Annotated in this window: 12 protein-coding genes and 2 pseudogenes; 9 read left to right on the forward strand and 5 right to left on the reverse strand. The window is 58.7% G+C overall.

Annotated features, from left to right (window positions below; all coding sequences use genetic code 11):
• Positions 1-1560 precede the first annotated feature (1560 nt).
• Both GGD67_RS13320 and GGD67_RS39695 read left to right on the forward strand, forming a co-directional pair.
• A complete protein-coding gene (locus GGD67_RS13320; protein ID WP_246790777.1) occupies positions 1561-2946 on the forward strand; it encodes an AAA family ATPase in 1386 nt (461 codons plus the stop codon).
• A 156-nt stretch (positions 2947-3102) separates the two neighbouring features.
• A complete protein-coding gene (locus GGD67_RS39695) occupies positions 3103-3228 on the forward strand; it encodes a hypothetical protein (protein ID WP_283814110.1) in 126 nt (41 codons plus the stop codon).
• A gap of 44 nt (positions 3229-3272) precedes the next feature.
• Here GGD67_RS39695 and GGD67_RS39265 read toward each other — a convergent pair.
• The 3 genes and pseudogenes from GGD67_RS39265 to GGD67_RS39910 all read right to left on the reverse strand — a co-directional run.
• A pseudogene (locus GGD67_RS39265) lies at positions 3273-3477 on the reverse strand (RNA polymerase sigma-54 factor); the annotation flags it as partial.
• Positions 3478-3513: 36 nt separating this feature from the next.
• Positions 3514-3744, reverse strand: coding sequence for a transposase (locus GGD67_RS39700; RefSeq protein WP_312013681.1), 231 nt, complete (start codon positions 3742-3744; stop codon positions 3514-3516).
• Positions 3635-4234, reverse strand: a pseudogene (locus tag GGD67_RS39910) (transposase); the annotation flags it as partial. The pseudogene GGD67_RS39910 and the gene GGD67_RS39700, both read right to left, overlap by 110 nt.
• Before the next feature lie 507 nt (positions 4235-4741).
• Between GGD67_RS39910 and GGD67_RS13330 the strand changes: the two are divergent.
• Positions 4742-5380, forward strand: a complete 639-nt coding sequence (locus GGD67_RS13330; RefSeq protein WP_179733337.1) for a dethiobiotin synthase — start codon at positions 4742-4744, stop codon at positions 5378-5380.
• Between the two features lie 165 nt (positions 5381-5545).
• Here GGD67_RS13330 and GGD67_RS13335 read toward each other — a convergent pair whose 3' ends face one another.
• Together GGD67_RS13335 and GGD67_RS13340 are read right to left on the reverse strand one after the other, a co-directional pair.
• Positions 5546-5731 (reverse strand): hypothetical protein, encoded by a 186-nt coding sequence (locus GGD67_RS13335; protein ID WP_179733065.1) that lies wholly within the window; start codon positions 5729-5731, stop codon positions 5546-5548.
• A 1000-nt stretch (positions 5732-6731) separates the two neighbouring features.
• Complete coding sequence (locus tag GGD67_RS13340) at positions 6732-8414, reverse strand: AMP-binding protein (RefSeq protein WP_179733339.1); 1683 nt, start codon at positions 8412-8414, stop codon at positions 6732-6734.
• A 709-nt stretch (positions 8415-9123) separates the two neighbouring features.
• On the opposite strand from GGD67_RS13340, the gene GGD67_RS13345 reads away from it, so the two are divergent.
• The 6 genes from GGD67_RS13345 (at position 9124) to GGD67_RS13370 (ending at position 15134) form a co-directional block, all read left to right on the forward strand.
• Positions 9124-9921: an N-formylglutamate amidohydrolase gene (locus GGD67_RS13345; protein WP_210286456.1), complete on the forward strand. Its 798-nt coding sequence runs from the start codon at positions 9124-9126 to the stop codon at positions 9919-9921.
• Positions 9908-10570, forward strand: coding sequence for an isochorismatase family cysteine hydrolase (locus GGD67_RS13350; RefSeq protein WP_179733342.1), 663 nt, complete (start codon positions 9908-9910; stop codon positions 10568-10570). Before GGD67_RS13345 ends, GGD67_RS13350 begins: the two co-directional genes overlap by 14 nt.
• A gap of 137 nt (positions 10571-10707) precedes the next feature.
• Positions 10708-11583, forward strand: a complete 876-nt coding sequence (locus GGD67_RS13355; RefSeq protein ID WP_179733344.1) for an ABC transporter substrate-binding protein — start codon at positions 10708-10710, stop codon at positions 11581-11583.
• A 115-nt stretch (positions 11584-11698) separates the two neighbouring features.
• Entirely contained in the window at positions 11699-13015 is a 1317-nt protein-coding gene (locus GGD67_RS13360) for a M20 family metallopeptidase (RefSeq protein ID WP_179733346.1), read from the forward strand.
• Between the two features lie 47 nt (positions 13016-13062).
• The gene (locus tag GGD67_RS13365; RefSeq protein WP_179733348.1) at positions 13063-14298 is read left to right on the forward strand and encodes an ABC transporter substrate-binding protein; all 1236 of its coding nucleotides are present in this window, start codon (positions 13063-13065) and stop codon (positions 14296-14298) included.
• Between the two features lie 80 nt (positions 14299-14378).
• On the forward strand, positions 14379-15134 hold the full coding sequence (locus GGD67_RS13370) for an ABC transporter ATP-binding protein (RefSeq protein ID WP_179733351.1): 756 nt from the start codon (positions 14379-14381) through the stop codon (positions 15132-15134).
• Positions 15135-15165: the final 31 nt, after the last annotated feature.

Genomic DNA, 15165 nt, shown 5'->3' on the forward strand with positions numbered 1-15165 from the left:
CCTGACACGCTTAATATGGCCAGAGGCAGACGTTGATCGCTCGACACATCAAGAAGGACGCCTTAATGCGAGAGGAGGTGTGGGATGAATTGAACAGCAGATCGAGATCCGGAACGGGATCATCGCGACAAGCCGCTTACTGCAGAGCCGGTCAGAGGCGTTACATAGCACAATTAGTGCAACGCGAATGGAAGCTCGGCAGCTCCGGCGCCGTCGCCGTGGCATCGAATCCCGACAGTGCTCAGATCGCGTGCTGACGACGCCGTCCCGTAACGCCGCACTCGTCCAAAATCCGTTCCTTCTCGAGGTGCCCGCTCGCTCGTTCCGCCTGCGCTGATGTGATCTCGCGCTTTGCGTGCGTGTTGATTTTTACTGCACAGCCGCCACCGAATTGGTTCGGCAGCTCCGCCCAGACACGACAGGAAGGTTGTCCGGTGACATCTTGGCGCAATCCCGCCTTAATCCGGATGTCGCTTGTCGACTCTCGTCCCCCCGGCGTATGCACTCTCGCATTGCCGCGCAAACGCCTTGAGGGTGGCGTGCCTCTCAGCGCACTCCCGAATGCTGGCGATGTTCAGCACAAAGTACCAAAATGCCGCAGCTGTCGGTGCATTATTCGGCACCGCGTCTGCCGATACTGCTAGCTCTTCTTGATTGCCGCGGCCCCATGCCCCCTACTATCCGCCACATCAGCAGTGATGAGGCGCAGCCCAAGTATTATAGCGCTTATCGAAAGGGGGGCGGTTGCGAGCAGTCCGGCCGGAGAGGTGGCTAGTAGTGCCGTTGGCAGGACCGCGATGCGTGTGAATTTCCGCTCGCTAATTTGGCAACTGGCGAGCTTCAAGAAGCGAAGTTCATGCTTCTGGGCAGGTACCGAGTCTCCTGCAAAGAACAGTTTGAGAGTCGTTTTCGCGGCCGGCATGCAATTTGCTGAAAGATCCGGAAACGAGAGAGGCTGGATGACAAGCAGTGACATCATTCGTCCTTTACACCAACACGGGCGCGTAAGGACTGTAGGAGAGAGCACAACTGTGAGGATACTGACAAAGCCGAAAGGTGCCGTCGCCCAGGTCCACGACGCGATTGTGCGTTTGGTCCGCTGGGGCCTGCGTGTCCTTACTTGGCTATCGCAGTCGATTGCGCCATTCGGCCCAATCGACGCCGGCCTTGATGGGGCGCACCGTGAGCCGCCAATGAGTTCGCCGGCAGTCCATGCGGCTGAATGGCGCCTGGACGGCAAAGCGCAAGTTCCTCTAGCAACCGTGCGACGAATGGAGCGCATCAGGCGAAGTAAGGCCAACGGCAAACCGTTTCACTCATATTAGAAACTTCAAATGGATCATCAAGTACAGCTGGTTTTTCAAGATGGCGGTAAGACGCCGCGCGGTTTCGTGGTGGATCTATTCCGAAAGGTGTTCGGTAGACACCAGCGCGATGCCTACGCCCTTTCCATGTTGATCGAACGGCAGGACAAGGGCCGCGTGCGGTCCCTTCCCACCGTCAGTTGCAAAGGCGCTCTTCGATGCGGCGCAGAAACAAATTCGAGCTGAAGGACATACGTTGCAAATCACCTCCGAACCTGCTGGCGAAACCGAGGCGCCAGATCCGTCCGAGATCCAGTTCCAATGGGCCCGTGACGCGGTTGCCTGGCATTTCGCTGATATCCCGCCGAACGGCCTCGTGACTATGCAGCGGCAATTTCCCGGCCACATGCGCGCGGACATCCAGATCGCAATCGACAAGCTGTTCGCTTCGCCGGTCCGCTTCTTTGGCCTGCACGAGCGATGGGTTTTGGAGAAGCTGTCATTCGCGGAGCTCCGGCGCGCCGGAGACGATGCCGTCTTGCTGGCGTCGCCACAATACCGCGAGATCGACATCGGCGAGGCTACGCCAGTCAAATGCCTGCACAATGGGCTGTGGCTATCCGAGGCGAACGAGTTTCGTTACGCTGTCGTGCTGTTCTATTACCGCGAGCAAGCGCAACAATGCGGGACAAACCCAGAGGAGATGATGCACATTGAGGTCGCGGTGCCCGCCGGCGCGGCCGGCGAGTCTTTCGCGCAGCACTGCTTCGTTGAACTGGAGAGAGCGGTACAATCCGCCGGATCGTACCGCGGCAAGATCCTGTCCCTCGAGAGCGATCCGAATTACAGCGGCCGTTCGAGCGGCGTTACGGTGCATCGTTGGCCCCGGGTAGACCGCGCGGACGTGATCCTGCCCGAAAAGGTGCTCAAACTGCTCGATGGAAATGTATTGAGCTTTGTAGGAATGCGCGATGCGCTGCGCCGGCTCGGCCAATCGACACGCAAGGGCATCTTGCTTTATGGCCCGCCCGGCACCGGCAAGACCCACACGATCCGATACCTCGCAACCAACCTGGCTGATCAGACCACTCTAATAATGGCAGCCGAGGAGGTCGGTGCGCTCGGTATATATATGAACCTCGCCCGGCTGTTGCAGCCGGCATTAGTGGTGATCGAGGACGTCGATCTGATCGCGCGCGACCGCAAAGAGATGCGAGATTTGCGCGAAGAACTGCTGCTCAACAAGCTGCTCAATGAAATGGATGGGCTGAAGGAGGACGCCGACATCCTGTTCTTACTTACCACCAACCGACTGGAAGAGCTCGAGGGCGCGCTCGCGGCGCGGCCTGGTCGGATCGACCAGGTCATCGAGGTGCCTTTACCTGATGCTCATGGCCGCGACAAGCTGGTGCGGCTCTATGGCAAACGCCTGCCATTCACTGAGGCTGTTGTCAATGAAGCCGTGCGACAGAGCGAGGGCGTTAGCGCCGCCTTCATCAAGGAGTTCATGCGGCGCATCGCGCAATCGTCGATCGCGCGCGATGGCGGCAAATCGGTCATCTGCAATGATATTGATCAGGCGCTGGACGATATGCTGCCGATGAGGGGGCGCGAATCGCGGGTCGAGCAAGCTGGACCGTGAGCCGCGACAAGGGGCAGGAGCGGCCACAAAGTGTGCGCGCAGCTGTCCGAAATGAGTCAGTTGGCCGACGTTCAGATCGGCGGCGAGCTGACCGGCGAGTTGGGATCCCGCAGGCGGCTCGTGCGCCAGCGCATTCAGGCGGGACCATGAGCCGGCATGCTTTCCGATAAACCCATACGGATCTTGCTCCGCCGCGCGGAAATCAGGATGAAAGCTGACATCGCTGCTACGTCGATCGTCGCGGTGCTCGGAACGTTCGATGACGCCGCCGGTCAAAACTGAATCAAAGCATCTAGCCCTCACAAATCGTTGGCTGGTTTCACGTACTTCAGACGATCAATGAAGACATGCTTGTCGATCGTCTTCGACAGTTCCTTGCAGTAGATTTGATTCACGAGAACGCGCGGCAACGTGTCGCTGTTGAGCTCGACATGCCGACGCTTTCTGGTCCTGCCGGCACATATACCTCCGGTGCGATAATTGCGTTCGCGATATGCCGAACTTCAAAGCCGGCTCCGGATCGAGTCTGCGGTCTGCTGAGCTTCGTCCGATGCTGGGGCGGGAACGTTATGTAGGCGAGCACATCAGGCTCCGTTTCGTTGGGGAAGTCGGCAACCTTGGGCACTTGGGACGGAGGTGGAGGGCGACCTTTCGCCACTGCGCTCGTGCGGTCTGGGCATCATCCAGGTCAAACGCGGTGGCGAAGGCAGAGACGATGCGCCGGCCGCTCTTGCCGGCATGCGCCAGCGGGTTGCGCGTGGAGTGGACGCGGCAGCGCTGCCAGCTGGCGTTGAGCACCTTGGCGACGATGGCTTTGATGCCCTTTAGGCGTCGGAGACGACCAGCTTGACGCCGCGCGGCCGCGGCGGGCGAGCTTGCGTAGGAATGCCGTCCAGAACGTCTCGGCCTCGGATGGACCAATGTCCATGCCGAGCACTTCGCGCCGGCCGTCACTGCTGACGCCCACCGCGACAATCACCGCGACCGAGACGATGCGGTCCTGCTGGCGCACCTTCACGTAGGTGGCGTCGATCCACAGATACGGCCAGTCGCCCTCGATCGGGCCGCCGAGGAAGGCCTTCACCTTGTCGTCGATCTCCGCGCACAAGCGCGAGACCTGGCTCTTGGAGATGCCGGTCATACCCATCGCCTGCACCTCATCGTCCACTGAGTGGGTCGAAAAGCCGTGCACGTAAGGCCTCCTGTACCACGTCGGTAAGCGCCTTCGCGGCCATGCGGCGCGGCTCCAGAAAGTAGGACCCTTGCGCGGCCTGAGGATGCGAAGCTCGACTGCGCCGTACCATTGAACTCAGTCACTGATCGTTGCTGTACGAAACGTACAGTTCTGCGTCTATTAGGATACATCGTGCGGGACGTGAACGCCTTCGTCCGATCCGGACGGTATTTGTGCGCCGAAAAACAATCTTGACCTGTCAGAACGCATGACACGCAACTCAGGGAAGCGCGATGGTCCGCACGCGAAACTTCTATGGTCAATCTATCAGGTGGCCATGCGGAGCAGGCCTTTTCAGGCCAGTGGCGTCGGCAACAAACGCCATCGGCGTCTTGCATGATTGTGCGCTGCTTGGAGTTGAGAAAGAAAAAAATGGTCGAAAGCGCGCTGAGCAGCCTTTTGCTGGACTCGCTGAAAGGTTGGGTCGTACGCCCAACGTAGACCGCCGATCTTCCCAAGCGCGAGGCGGGCTTTACGCCTGGCGCACGTTTGTGAACTGACACTGAAAATAGTGGAGCACGGGGTGCGTACACTGCGGTGGGAGACAAGAGGCCAAGCTCAATGAGCCAGCAGCGGATTGTGGTGACCGGTACAAGCGCCGGCATCGGAAAGACGGTGTTCTGCGCAGGACTCGTCAATCTCCTCGGTGCGAAGTTTTGGAAACCGATACAAGCCGGCCTCGAAGGAGAAACGGACACAGAGCGCGTCGCTCGGCTTGGCAATCTTCCGTCGCATCGCATCGTGCCTGAGCGCTACCGACTGCAAACGGCAGCTTGGCTCCACTCCGCGGAGATTGACGAGGTTCGCATCAACACAGATGCGCTGGACGTGCCGGACACCGGAGGGCAGCCGCTCGTGATCGAGGGTACCGGCGCACTAATGGAGCCGCTGAATTGCGGCTCGCTTTACATTGACCTCTTGGAGCGATGGCGACTTCCTGTCGTGCTCTGTGCGAGCACAACGCTGGGCGCGGTCAATTGTTCACTGCTGTCCATAGAGGCGCTGCGAAGGCGTCACATCGACATTCTTGGAGTCGCTTTCGTTGGAGAAAAGAATTCGGATGCTGTGAGAGCAATTTGCGAGATTGGACGGGTGCGTTGGTTAGGGCGACTGCCCTGGATTGCGCCTTTGTCGGCAGACACTCTGCAAGCTGCGTTCAAGGCCTCCTTCTGGCGCGATGATTTCAACCCACGACGCTAAAGATGAAGTCGTTGATTGCTATCCGCATGCAACGCGCGCTTCAAGGCAGGATAACAACCGCCCGGGCTCTTTAGCCATAACCATTATGGCGGTCGATCTGAAGACGATCCCTAGGGTAGACTTTCATTTTCCGAATCGAAGGCTCACCTCAAGGGATCATGTTGATCAGTCAATCGAACCATCAACAAGTGCCTGCTTTATTTGTTCGGCCTGTTCCTTGGACAGCTTCTCGGCCAAGCTGTGATCCTTTAACAGTGCCGGCCCCTTGCGTTCTCGATCATAAACCATCCAGCCGGTGGTCCCCATTCGAACAAAGAACCGGGACTGTTGCGGAGCTAATTCGTGGCTCAATAGTTCCTCCTACCTTGACCTGTTGCGAAATCGCCCCCGATGTCCCGAGCAAAGACGACATTCGTCAGGAAAACACGTCCACGCTTTGTTCCTGAATCGGGACACTGAAAGTCCCAGGCAACAAATGCACTGCACAGCACGTGCCACTGGCCGAGGCATCTTTCGATGCCGTGTTCGTCGTATCAGGGGCATGCAACGCCTCGTGACATTGATCACCTCGCCGGAGTCCAGCCGGGCCCATGACCCCTGCCGGCGTTGCTGTGTCTTGTCGTCGAGAGAAGCGGCCCGGTGCCGACCGCATCGTCCTGTTAAGGCTTGCACCATCAGCTAACGATGGAAGATTGTCGCCGCGATTGTCAGTTTAGGCCTCAGTTCGCGCGGACGAGCCTATACTGATGGCTCCGCGACAGCTTCATCACTGATCCCCGTCAGCGTTTCGCCATTTGTGGCTAGAGCGACACGCGATGGCAATTTAGTTTTTTGACGACCAGCCCGGTCGGCGGTCTCCTCCTGGGCCCACCTGAACAAGACGTTAGGGATTGCGGCGCTCGCGCTATTCCGGCTATCGCAAAGGATTGGACCCGTACTGGCCATCATTTCGGTCCTCATCTAACCTGCATCACTGAGCAGCGATGAAATTTTTGTCCGATCCGGTGCCGCTTCACCCTTTTAGGGCGCAGGCCGAGCATCACGCCGGTTGGGCGCGGAACGTTTCCTTCGTCAGGTTGTGCACAGCTCCCTGCGTCAGATCCATCCCCGTTTTCGAGGGAAAGTGAGAATGTGGACGCGCCGATGATGCGGTGGATTTGAGAAGCTTGTCATTCCATGCGATTGCGAAGGTTTGAAAGAACCTAGGTCATCTTGGGGCGACGGCCATTACGTTCGAGCTCAGGGCCTGCTTTAATTCGCCCGGATTATGTCCCCCGCTTATTAAGGCTCGCTTTCGAAAGTAATTCTCGCAATTGGGGCCATTTTGAGCAGAGGAATCGCTCTGCGGCTCTCATGGATTCGCTGCGACATGCTCTGCTGCAGCCTCATCCTGCGCCATCTTGCGCAGAGCGCCACGAATAATTTTGCCCGTGGTTGTTAAGGGCATCTCATCAATAAATCGTACCACACGCGGATATTCGTGCGCTGCCAGGCGTGACTTGACGAAACTTGCAATGTCGTCGGCCAATGCATCTGATCCAACATATCCATCTTTAAGCACGACATATGCGGCAACGACCCCACCCCGGAGCGGATCCGGCTTGGCGACAACCCCGGCAATACGGACAGCTTGGTGCGCAAGCAGGCAATCCTCCACTTCTGCAGGGCCAATCCTGTAGCCGGCGGAGCCAATGACATCATCATTGCGTCCGACAAAGCGAAGCCGTCCCTCAGCATCGCGTACCCCCTGGTCACCCGTGAGAAGCCAATTCCCATCCGGCCCTTCTACGAATTTTTCGCGGGTCGCTTCGAAATTTTGCCAATAGCCTAGGAACATCACGGGATCGGGGCATAATACCGCAAGGGCGCCTTCCGTCTCCTCAGGTTGGCGAATCCCGGTCGCGGCATCGATTACATCAACAACATGGCCGGGCACGGGCCGGCCCATTGTCCCCGGCAAGGGGGGCTCTAGCGCTGCACAGGAAGAAACCACCATGTTGCACTCGGTCTGGCCATAAAATTCATTGATCGTAACCCCTAGCGTCGTGCGCCCCCATTCGATCAATTCTGCACCTAGCGGTTCGCCGCCGCTTACCACCGAGCGAAGGCGCACCTCAGGCGTTTCGGTCTGGGGCAAGAGCTTCATCATCTTCAAAGCCGTGGGAGGCAGAAAGGCGTTGCGTATTCGGCAGGTTTTGATCAGGTCGAAAGCCGCCTCTGCGGTGAATTTAGCAAACCGGCAGGCGACAACCGGGATGCCATGATGAAGCGCCGGCATGAGCACATCGAGTAGACCGCCAATCCATGCCCAGTCTGCAGGAGTCCAGAAACGATCTCCGGCCTGAGGGAGAAATTCGTGGCTCAATTCGACCCCCGGAAGATGTCCCAACAGAACCCTGTGGGCGTGAAGGGCGCCTTTAGGGTTCCCCGTGGTGCCTGACGTGTAGATTAGAATTGCTGGATCATCCGCGAGCGTCGATGCAGGTTCGAAGGCAGGTGATTCTGCCGCGCAAAGTGCAGCGAAACTTCTGGCCGGTCCAATCGCGCCGTCGACGCAGATGATCAGCTCCAATGCGGTGAGCTGTTGAAGAAGAGGCTTTATTCGCTCGACGCCTGAGGCGTCCGTTACGATTGCTCTTGCGCCGGAGTCTGCCAGGCGATGTAGAAGGGCATCGGGTCCAAACAGTGTAAATAGCGGGATCGAGATGCATGCGAGTTTTGCGAGCGCAACATGCGCCACTGCTGTCTCGAAGCGCTGAGGCAGCATAACACCAACCCGGTCGCCCATCTCGCCGGCACGCCGGCCAATGCCGCGCGCGCTCAAGGCGTTGGCCAGCCGGTTGGACATTGCCTTCAAGTCGGCGAAGCTGTATTCGCGAGTGGATTTTCCAGGCTCTACGTCGATGATCGCCAATCGACCAGGCTCTTTATCGGCCCACCTGTCGCATATGTCGGCACCGATATTGTAGTAATCGGGGATATTCCACCGATACCCATTTCGAACCTCGTCGAAAGTTTTTGCCTTTTTCAGCATTACTTGTCCTCCGTCCCGATCTGAGAAAGCCTGCTGACCTGAGCTTCGGGCGATACGCGTCCTTCTGCTGTGCTCCTCGTCGTGTTTCCAAGGACGGCTCCACGGTGCGTCGGTCATGTTCTTCAGTCCTACCCGTGGACCAGCCGGTACGTTGAGGCGTACCGGTGCGCCTTTCGCCCGTCCGGTCATGTCTTGAAGCGAGTGCGCTGGCCAATTCCCGGAAGCTGGCAGTGTCGGCGATGGGCACAAAATAGAAGCGCAAATACTGACTGCTCGCGCCTCGCGCGTGCTCCGTGTGGGCAGGCCGGGGCAGATGCTCTCGCGCAGTCGGTAAGTGGGATGAGCAGTTGCGAGCGAGCCTCCGGCTTTCGGCGAAGTCTTCGTGACGGTGCCGTCGAACCAGCCAGCCTGTGCTGAGGCGCTGCTCGCCATCTTCTTCATTGATTGAAAGTTCAGACGCGGCCGAACGCCGGTCCGACCGGCTCTGCGCCCGGTTGCGGGGTTTGCTGGCGCAGCGCGCCCTGTTGTCTCTTGCCGTGTCACGCAACCTAACCTGAGCAATCCGGCTCGGAAAAAGCCGCGTTCCGGCAATAGGCCTATGAAAAAAATATGTCAAACCGAATAAAATAATTGACTTTGATGTACGAATTTCGTTCTTTTGGGGAACTCGGTATGGCGATGTGTGCCATTACCAGCTTCGGGTGACGTGTTGCAGGACCCAGAAACCGTGCCAAATGTGCTTTCGCCGTTAGACCCGCGCCCGGTTGAACTGGTAAATGCCAGCGGGCGTGCCGACTTTGTGCTGGTTTGCGAGCACGCCGGGACCGCTGTTCCAGGGCGGCTCGACAACCTTGGTCTGCGCGCGGCCGAAACGCTTGGGCACATTGCCTACGATATCGGCGCCGAAGGTGTGGCCCGTCGACTTGCGGATCTACTCGATGCTCCGCTTTTCCTGCAGCGCTATAGTCGGCTGGTGGTCGACTGCAATCGTCCGTTTAACGCGCCCGACTGCATTCCGGAGGTGAGCGATGGGACAGTTGTCCCGGGCAATCTGAATCTTGCGGAACATGAGCGCCGGCAGCGTTATGCGGAGATTCACGAGCCATTCCATCGGGAAGTGGCGCTTTTTCTAGATGGTCGCGCGATGGCCGGCTCGCGGGCGGTCCTGGTCGCGGTGCACAGTTTTACGCGACGGCTGGCAGGAGGGCCCGGACGCCCCTGGCAACTCGGTGTGCTCTCCAACCGTGACCGTCGCTTTGCCGGGCGTTTCCTCGGCTCCTTTCAGGAGCGCAACCCGGGGACGATCTGTGCGCACAACGAGCCGTATGTCGTCGACGATCAGGGCGACTACACGATCCCAGTGCATGGGGAGGGGCGCGGCCTGCTGCACCTCCTGCTTGAAATTCGTAACGATTTGATTGGCGATCCCGAGGGACAGCACCGATGGGCGAGCTTGATCGCCCAGGGGCTGATCGATGCGCGAGAGAAAGATCATGTCAACGATTGATTTCCCCACGACACGCGAGGTGCCGCTCAATCCGAACGTGTCGGCGCTGTTGTTCATCGACGTGCAGAACTTTTGCGCGCGACGCGATGGCGGCGAGTTCAAGGATGTGTCAGACGCCGAGTTTGCCGACAAGTACGGCTACTATTTCGATCGCTTGAAGAACCTTGCAATCCCCAACATGCAGCGGCTGCAGGGGGCGTTTCGTAGCGCAGGCATAGAAGTTCTTTACACCACGATCGAGAGTCTTACCAAGAATGGTCGCGATCGCAGCCTCGATTACAAGATCAGCGGCTTCAATGTCCCAAAGGGCTCGTGGGACGGGAAGGTTATCGACGAGATTGCGCCCGGCGACGATGAAATCGTGCTGCCGAAATCGTCCTCGAGTGTCTTTGTGTCCACCCACGTCGATTACCTGCTGCGCAATCTCGGCGTAAAGCAGCTGGTGTTGGCTGGACTTGTCACGGACCAATGCGTGGAATCTGCGGTGCGTGACGCCTGCGATCTCGGCTACCTCGTGACGCTCGTGCCAGATGCCTGCGCCACATATAGCCAGGACCGTCACGACAACACTCTGCGAGCGCTCAAGGGGTATTGTCGCCAAGTCGGCACAGACGCGCTGCTCGGCGAGATCGGAAGGTGCGCGGGATAAGTGAACAAGAGCGAGTCAATCGCCAGTCTTTGCGGCTCAGGTGCGGCCGCCTGAACCAAAACGCGGCGGCCGCGATCATCGATTGCTCCCGCTCAAAGAGGTTCAGCAGATACCATCAAGGAGAGGGAAATACGACTGTGGTCATTCAATTTTCTGGTCTTTGGGTGCGTCTGGGGTTTGCCGCTCTGATTGCGACCAACCCAGCCCATGCTGCCGAGAAGATCGGGGTGATTGCGCCGCTCGCTGGCGCCAGCGCCGGCGACGGCCTCGGAATGGTGGATGGCGCCAGGCTCGCCGTCGACGAAAGCGATGCAGCCGGGGGCGTTGCCGGCTACAAGCCTCAGGTCGTCCTGGGCGACAGGCAGAACATGTCACGGGAGCCGGTAACCTGCGCCGTCCAGCGCCTGACGAACGACCCGGACCTCAATGCCGTCATAAACGGATATGCGGACTATAGCATTTTTCAGATCAAGTTGATGGCCGAGCGGGATATGCCGTACCTGCTCTACACCAGCATGGATTCGACGCGCACGATCATTGCGCCCCATCCGGACAAGTTCCCGACCATCTGGTCGTCCAACACTTCCTATGACGCCTACAAGACGGCGATGATTCCAGTGCTGCACAGTCTGGAAAAGAGCGGCAAGTCGAAGCTGCAAAACAAGCAGGTCGCTCTGATCTCCACCGACAATCCTTACTCGAAGTCGATCATCAATGGATTGAAAAAGAGCTTCGAGGAAGACGGCCGGACAGCCACATCTGCCGACGTTCTGCCGACCGGCGAAATCAGCGACTGGCGAACGTTCCTCATCAAGGTCCGCCTGGATAACCAGGCAGTGGTCATAAATACTGCCCCAAGGGCCGGCCACGCGGCGAAGTCTCTGACCCGGTTTATCGAGCAGCCGACCAATAGCTCCCGCACATTCGGTTCTAGCAGGTCGGTGACGGCAAGCGGGTCCTGTCTTCTCCGAAGTAGCATTCTGATGGCGAATTCCGCATGCCGCTCTGGATGAAGCAATAGCGTTGCGGCCAAGCGGCATTTCCGCGTGGCCCGCCAGACACGCAGACCAACGAGACCGGCTGCCATTGCTAAGCGATAGTCTATGCAAGAGTTAGGGAGAATTTCAAATGGGCAAACTAGACGCTGCAGTGAAGGCCGCCTGGAGCGCGATCGACCGCGAGCGGAGTTATACGACTGAGCTCACTCAAAGGCTTGTCCGGATTCCTTCAGTCAATCCGAAGTTCGTCAATGATCCAGACCAGAACCGCGAGAGCGCCGTCCAGGACCTGATCGAATCGGAACTGACGTCACTTGGTATGTCGATTGACCGGTGGGACGTCTTTCCGGACCGGCCAAACGTCATCGGTCAGCTCGCTGGCTCGGAAGAGCGTAGCCTGCTCTTGTGCGGCCATATCGATGTGGTGCCTGTCGGCGAGGCCGGCACCTGGACGGTTGATCCCTTCGGGGGTGAGATCAAGCATGGCAGGCTTTACGGGCGTGGTGCCATCGACATGAAGAGCGGCGTCGCAGCTGCCATTGCTGCCATCCGCGGCATCAGGGCGGCAGGTATCGAACTTGAGGGACGTGTCGCTCTCCATTCGGTGGTCGATGAAGAAGCTGGCGGCTTTGGTGCGATAGACGCTGTCAAGCGCGGCTATCTTGCCAAGGCGGCGATCATCACCGAACTGACGATGGGCGATATCCAGATCTGCGAAGGCGGTCTGGAATGGATACGCATCACCATCACGGGCCGCCAAGGCCATTCGGCGTGGCGCTACAACGAGATCTGGCCGCAGCGCGACGCACCTGAGCGGCTGCGGCCAGCTGTGAATGCGATCGATATCGCAGGTCGTTTTCTGGAAGCCCTCAGGAATTTCGAATATTCGAGGTGCCGCGCTCGTCAGCATCCATTGCTGCCGCCCGGCATGAATACGATCAATGTCGGAGCAATGCGTGCTGGCGCCGGGCTTGGGCCGGACGGTTTGCCGCTCATCATGACGAATCCCGCCATCATTCCGGATGTGGCGGTCATCGACCTCGACTACAAATTCTTGCCCAACCAGACGAAGGAAGAGATCCGGTCCGAGTTCGAAGCCTTCGTGCATCACTTCTGTCAGCAGGATCTCTGGTTGCAGAAGAATCCGATCAAGGTCCAGTGGGAGCTCGGTGGCCTGCATTTCCCGCCTATGGATACCGCGCCAGATCACCCGCTCGTGCAATCGCTCTTGCAGCGTCGAACCCAACTTGGCGGCAAGCCGAAGATCTCGGGAATGATTGCCGTCGTCGATGCCGCGCACTACGCCGGCGCGGGAGTTGATGCTGTCATCTGCGGAGCAACGGGCGATGGTTTCCACGGCGCCGACGAGTACGTGGACATTGTTTCGCTGGAGGAGACAACCAAAACGCTAGCCGCCGGAATCATCGATTGGTGTGGAATCAAGTGATTGATCGCAAATGCAGTGAACCAGTGCAGTGAAAGAGGAGTGCTACCATGAACTTTGCTAGTCTTTGGACCAGTCTGGTCCTCGCTGCGCTCGCCGCGGCGGCGCCTGCCCATTCAGCTGATAGAATCGCCAAGATCGGTGTCCTCGCGCCGCTGACCGGTAACTCAGCTGCGGATGGAAACGAAATGATCGACGGCGCCAGGCTCGCCGTTGACGAACTCAATGCAGCTGGCGGGGTAGCAGGCTACAGGCTGCAGGTTGTCGTAGGCGACACCCAGAACCAGTCCGCCGATGCCGTGACCAGTGCGATCGAACGCCTGGCGGGTGATCGTGACCTGAACGCCATCCTCACCGGCTACGCCAGCGGCAGCAATTTCGAAATCGAGACCATGGCCGAGCAGGAGATGCCCTACCTGATCTGGGCGAATTCGGCTCAGACGCGGGACATCATCGCGCCCCATCCGGACAAGTTCCCGACTGTCTGGTCAATGGCCCCGTCCCTGGATGAATACAATACGGCCATGGTGCCGGTGGTTAAGGGCCTTCTTGCAGATGGCAAGCTCAAGCTGCGGAATACGAAGGTCGCCCTGATCTCTTCGGACAATCCCTATTCGAAGACCATCATGAACGGGCTGAAGAAGAGTTTCGAAGATGCCGGCTGGACCGTAACGTCGGCAGACCTTCTGCCGTTCGGTGAGATCGACAACTGGCGAACGTTTCTTGCTAAAGTTCGTCAGGATAATCCAGCCGTCATCATCAACACGGACTATCAGCCGGGCAATGCCGGGAAGTTCTTGACCCAGTTCCTGGAGCAGCCGACGGACAGCCTCGTCTTCATCCAGTATGCACCTTCGGTCCCCGAATTTTTGAAGTTGACGGGCAAGCAGGCCACGGGCGTCGTCTATAACCTGCTGGGCGGCACGCTGAATACGCCCGCGAACCCGCGGGCTGCCGAAGTGATCAAGAAATATCAGGACAAATATGGCCACGAGCCGGGTACCTATGGGCCGGCGCTCTATGAGGAGGTCATGGTTTATGCCGACGCCCTCGCCAGGGTGGGAGATCCGGCCAAACGGCTCGCTATCGGCAAGGCCATTGGCGATACCCGCAAACAGATCGTCAGTGGCAAGCTCTCCTTTGATCCGAAGACGCATCTTGCGGACCAGGGCGACAATTCAATTCCAATTCAGTTCTTCCAGATTTGGGACGGCAAACGGGTTCTGTTTTACCCGAGGCAGTATGCGGACGGAGAGTTCCGTATGCCTCCATGGATGCGACAATAGCCCGACCGGCACCTTTGCGGCCGCGCGGCATCGCCGCGTAGTCGTTGATCCCTTTTTCCGCGACGAGCGAAGAGCACACGATGCCAGACCTCAGTGATGACAAGCCGCTGCTTGAGATACGTCAGGTGAGCAGACGCTTCGGTGCCTTGGTCGCTATCGACAATGTCTCGTTCTCGATTCGCAAGGGTGAGATCTTCGGCATTGCCGGCCCGAACGGCAGCGGCAAGAGCACTCTCTTCAACGTCATCACCGGGATTCCATTTCCCCCAAGCGAAGGCGAGGTGCTCCTTTCCGGCAAGCCGATCCATCGGCTGAGCCCGCACCAGATCAGCCGCGCCGGCATCCTTCGCACCTTTCAGAAAGATGCAGAGTTTGCAACGCTGAGCGCGCGAGAGAATGTTTATGCAAGTGCCGCTTATTGCGCCCGGATGACCTCGATGGAAGCAAGGGAGGCCGCCGAACAGGCGCTGGACGACGTATCGCTGGCGGTTGACCGACGGTCGAAAGCCGCCTCCGACCTCTCGGTCTTCGAGCGCAAGCAGTTGATGATTGCCTCTGCAATCGCGGGGCGACCTAAGGTGCTCCTCCTCGATGAGCCTGCCGCCGGCCTCACCAGGCCCGAAATATCTGGCCTCTCCGACCTGATATTTAGCGTGCACCGACGCGGCATCACGGTCGTGCTCATCGAACACGTCCTGCCGCTTCTCCTGAACGTGTCCGAACGCCTGATGATCCTCAATCACGGCGCCATCATCGCCTCGGGAAGTCCGGCAGAGGTGGTACGCAGCCCGGAGGTCGTCGAAGCCTATCTCGGCAAACGGGAGGCGAGACTTTGAGCAATACTACAAACGCGCTTGAAATCGCCGG

Origin of the sequence: Bradyrhizobium sp. IAR9 (assembly GCF_013408065.1) — a bacterium.
In the GTDB taxonomy this organism is placed as follows: domain Bacteria; phylum Pseudomonadota; class Alphaproteobacteria; order Rhizobiales; family Xanthobacteraceae; genus Bradyrhizobium.

What these genes read in the sequence shown, in the direction of transcription:
- GGD67_RS39695 (WP_283814110.1), top strand. Translation starts at nt 3,103, where the DNA reads ATGCTTTCCGATAAACCCATACGGATCTTGCTCCGCCGCGCGGAAATC.
- GGD67_RS13330 (WP_179733337.1), top strand. Translation starts at nt 4,742, where the DNA reads ATGAGCCAGCAGCGGATTGTGGTGACCGGTACAAGCGCCGGCATCGGA.
- GGD67_RS13340 (WP_179733339.1), bottom strand. Translation starts at nt 8,414, where the DNA reads ATGCTGAAAAAGGCAAAAACTTTCGACGAGGTTCGAAATGGGTATCGG.
- GGD67_RS13350 (WP_179733342.1), top strand. Translation starts at nt 9,908, where the DNA reads ATGTCAACGATTGATTTCCCCACGACACGCGAGGTGCCGCTCAATCCG.
- GGD67_RS13360 (WP_179733346.1), top strand. Translation starts at nt 11,699, where the DNA reads ATGGGCAAACTAGACGCTGCAGTGAAGGCCGCCTGGAGCGCGATCGAC.
- GGD67_RS13365 (WP_179733348.1), top strand. Translation starts at nt 13,063, where the DNA reads ATGAACTTTGCTAGTCTTTGGACCAGTCTGGTCCTCGCTGCGCTCGCC.
- GGD67_RS13370 (WP_179733351.1), top strand. Translation starts at nt 14,379, where the DNA reads ATGCCAGACCTCAGTGATGACAAGCCGCTGCTTGAGATACGTCAGGTG.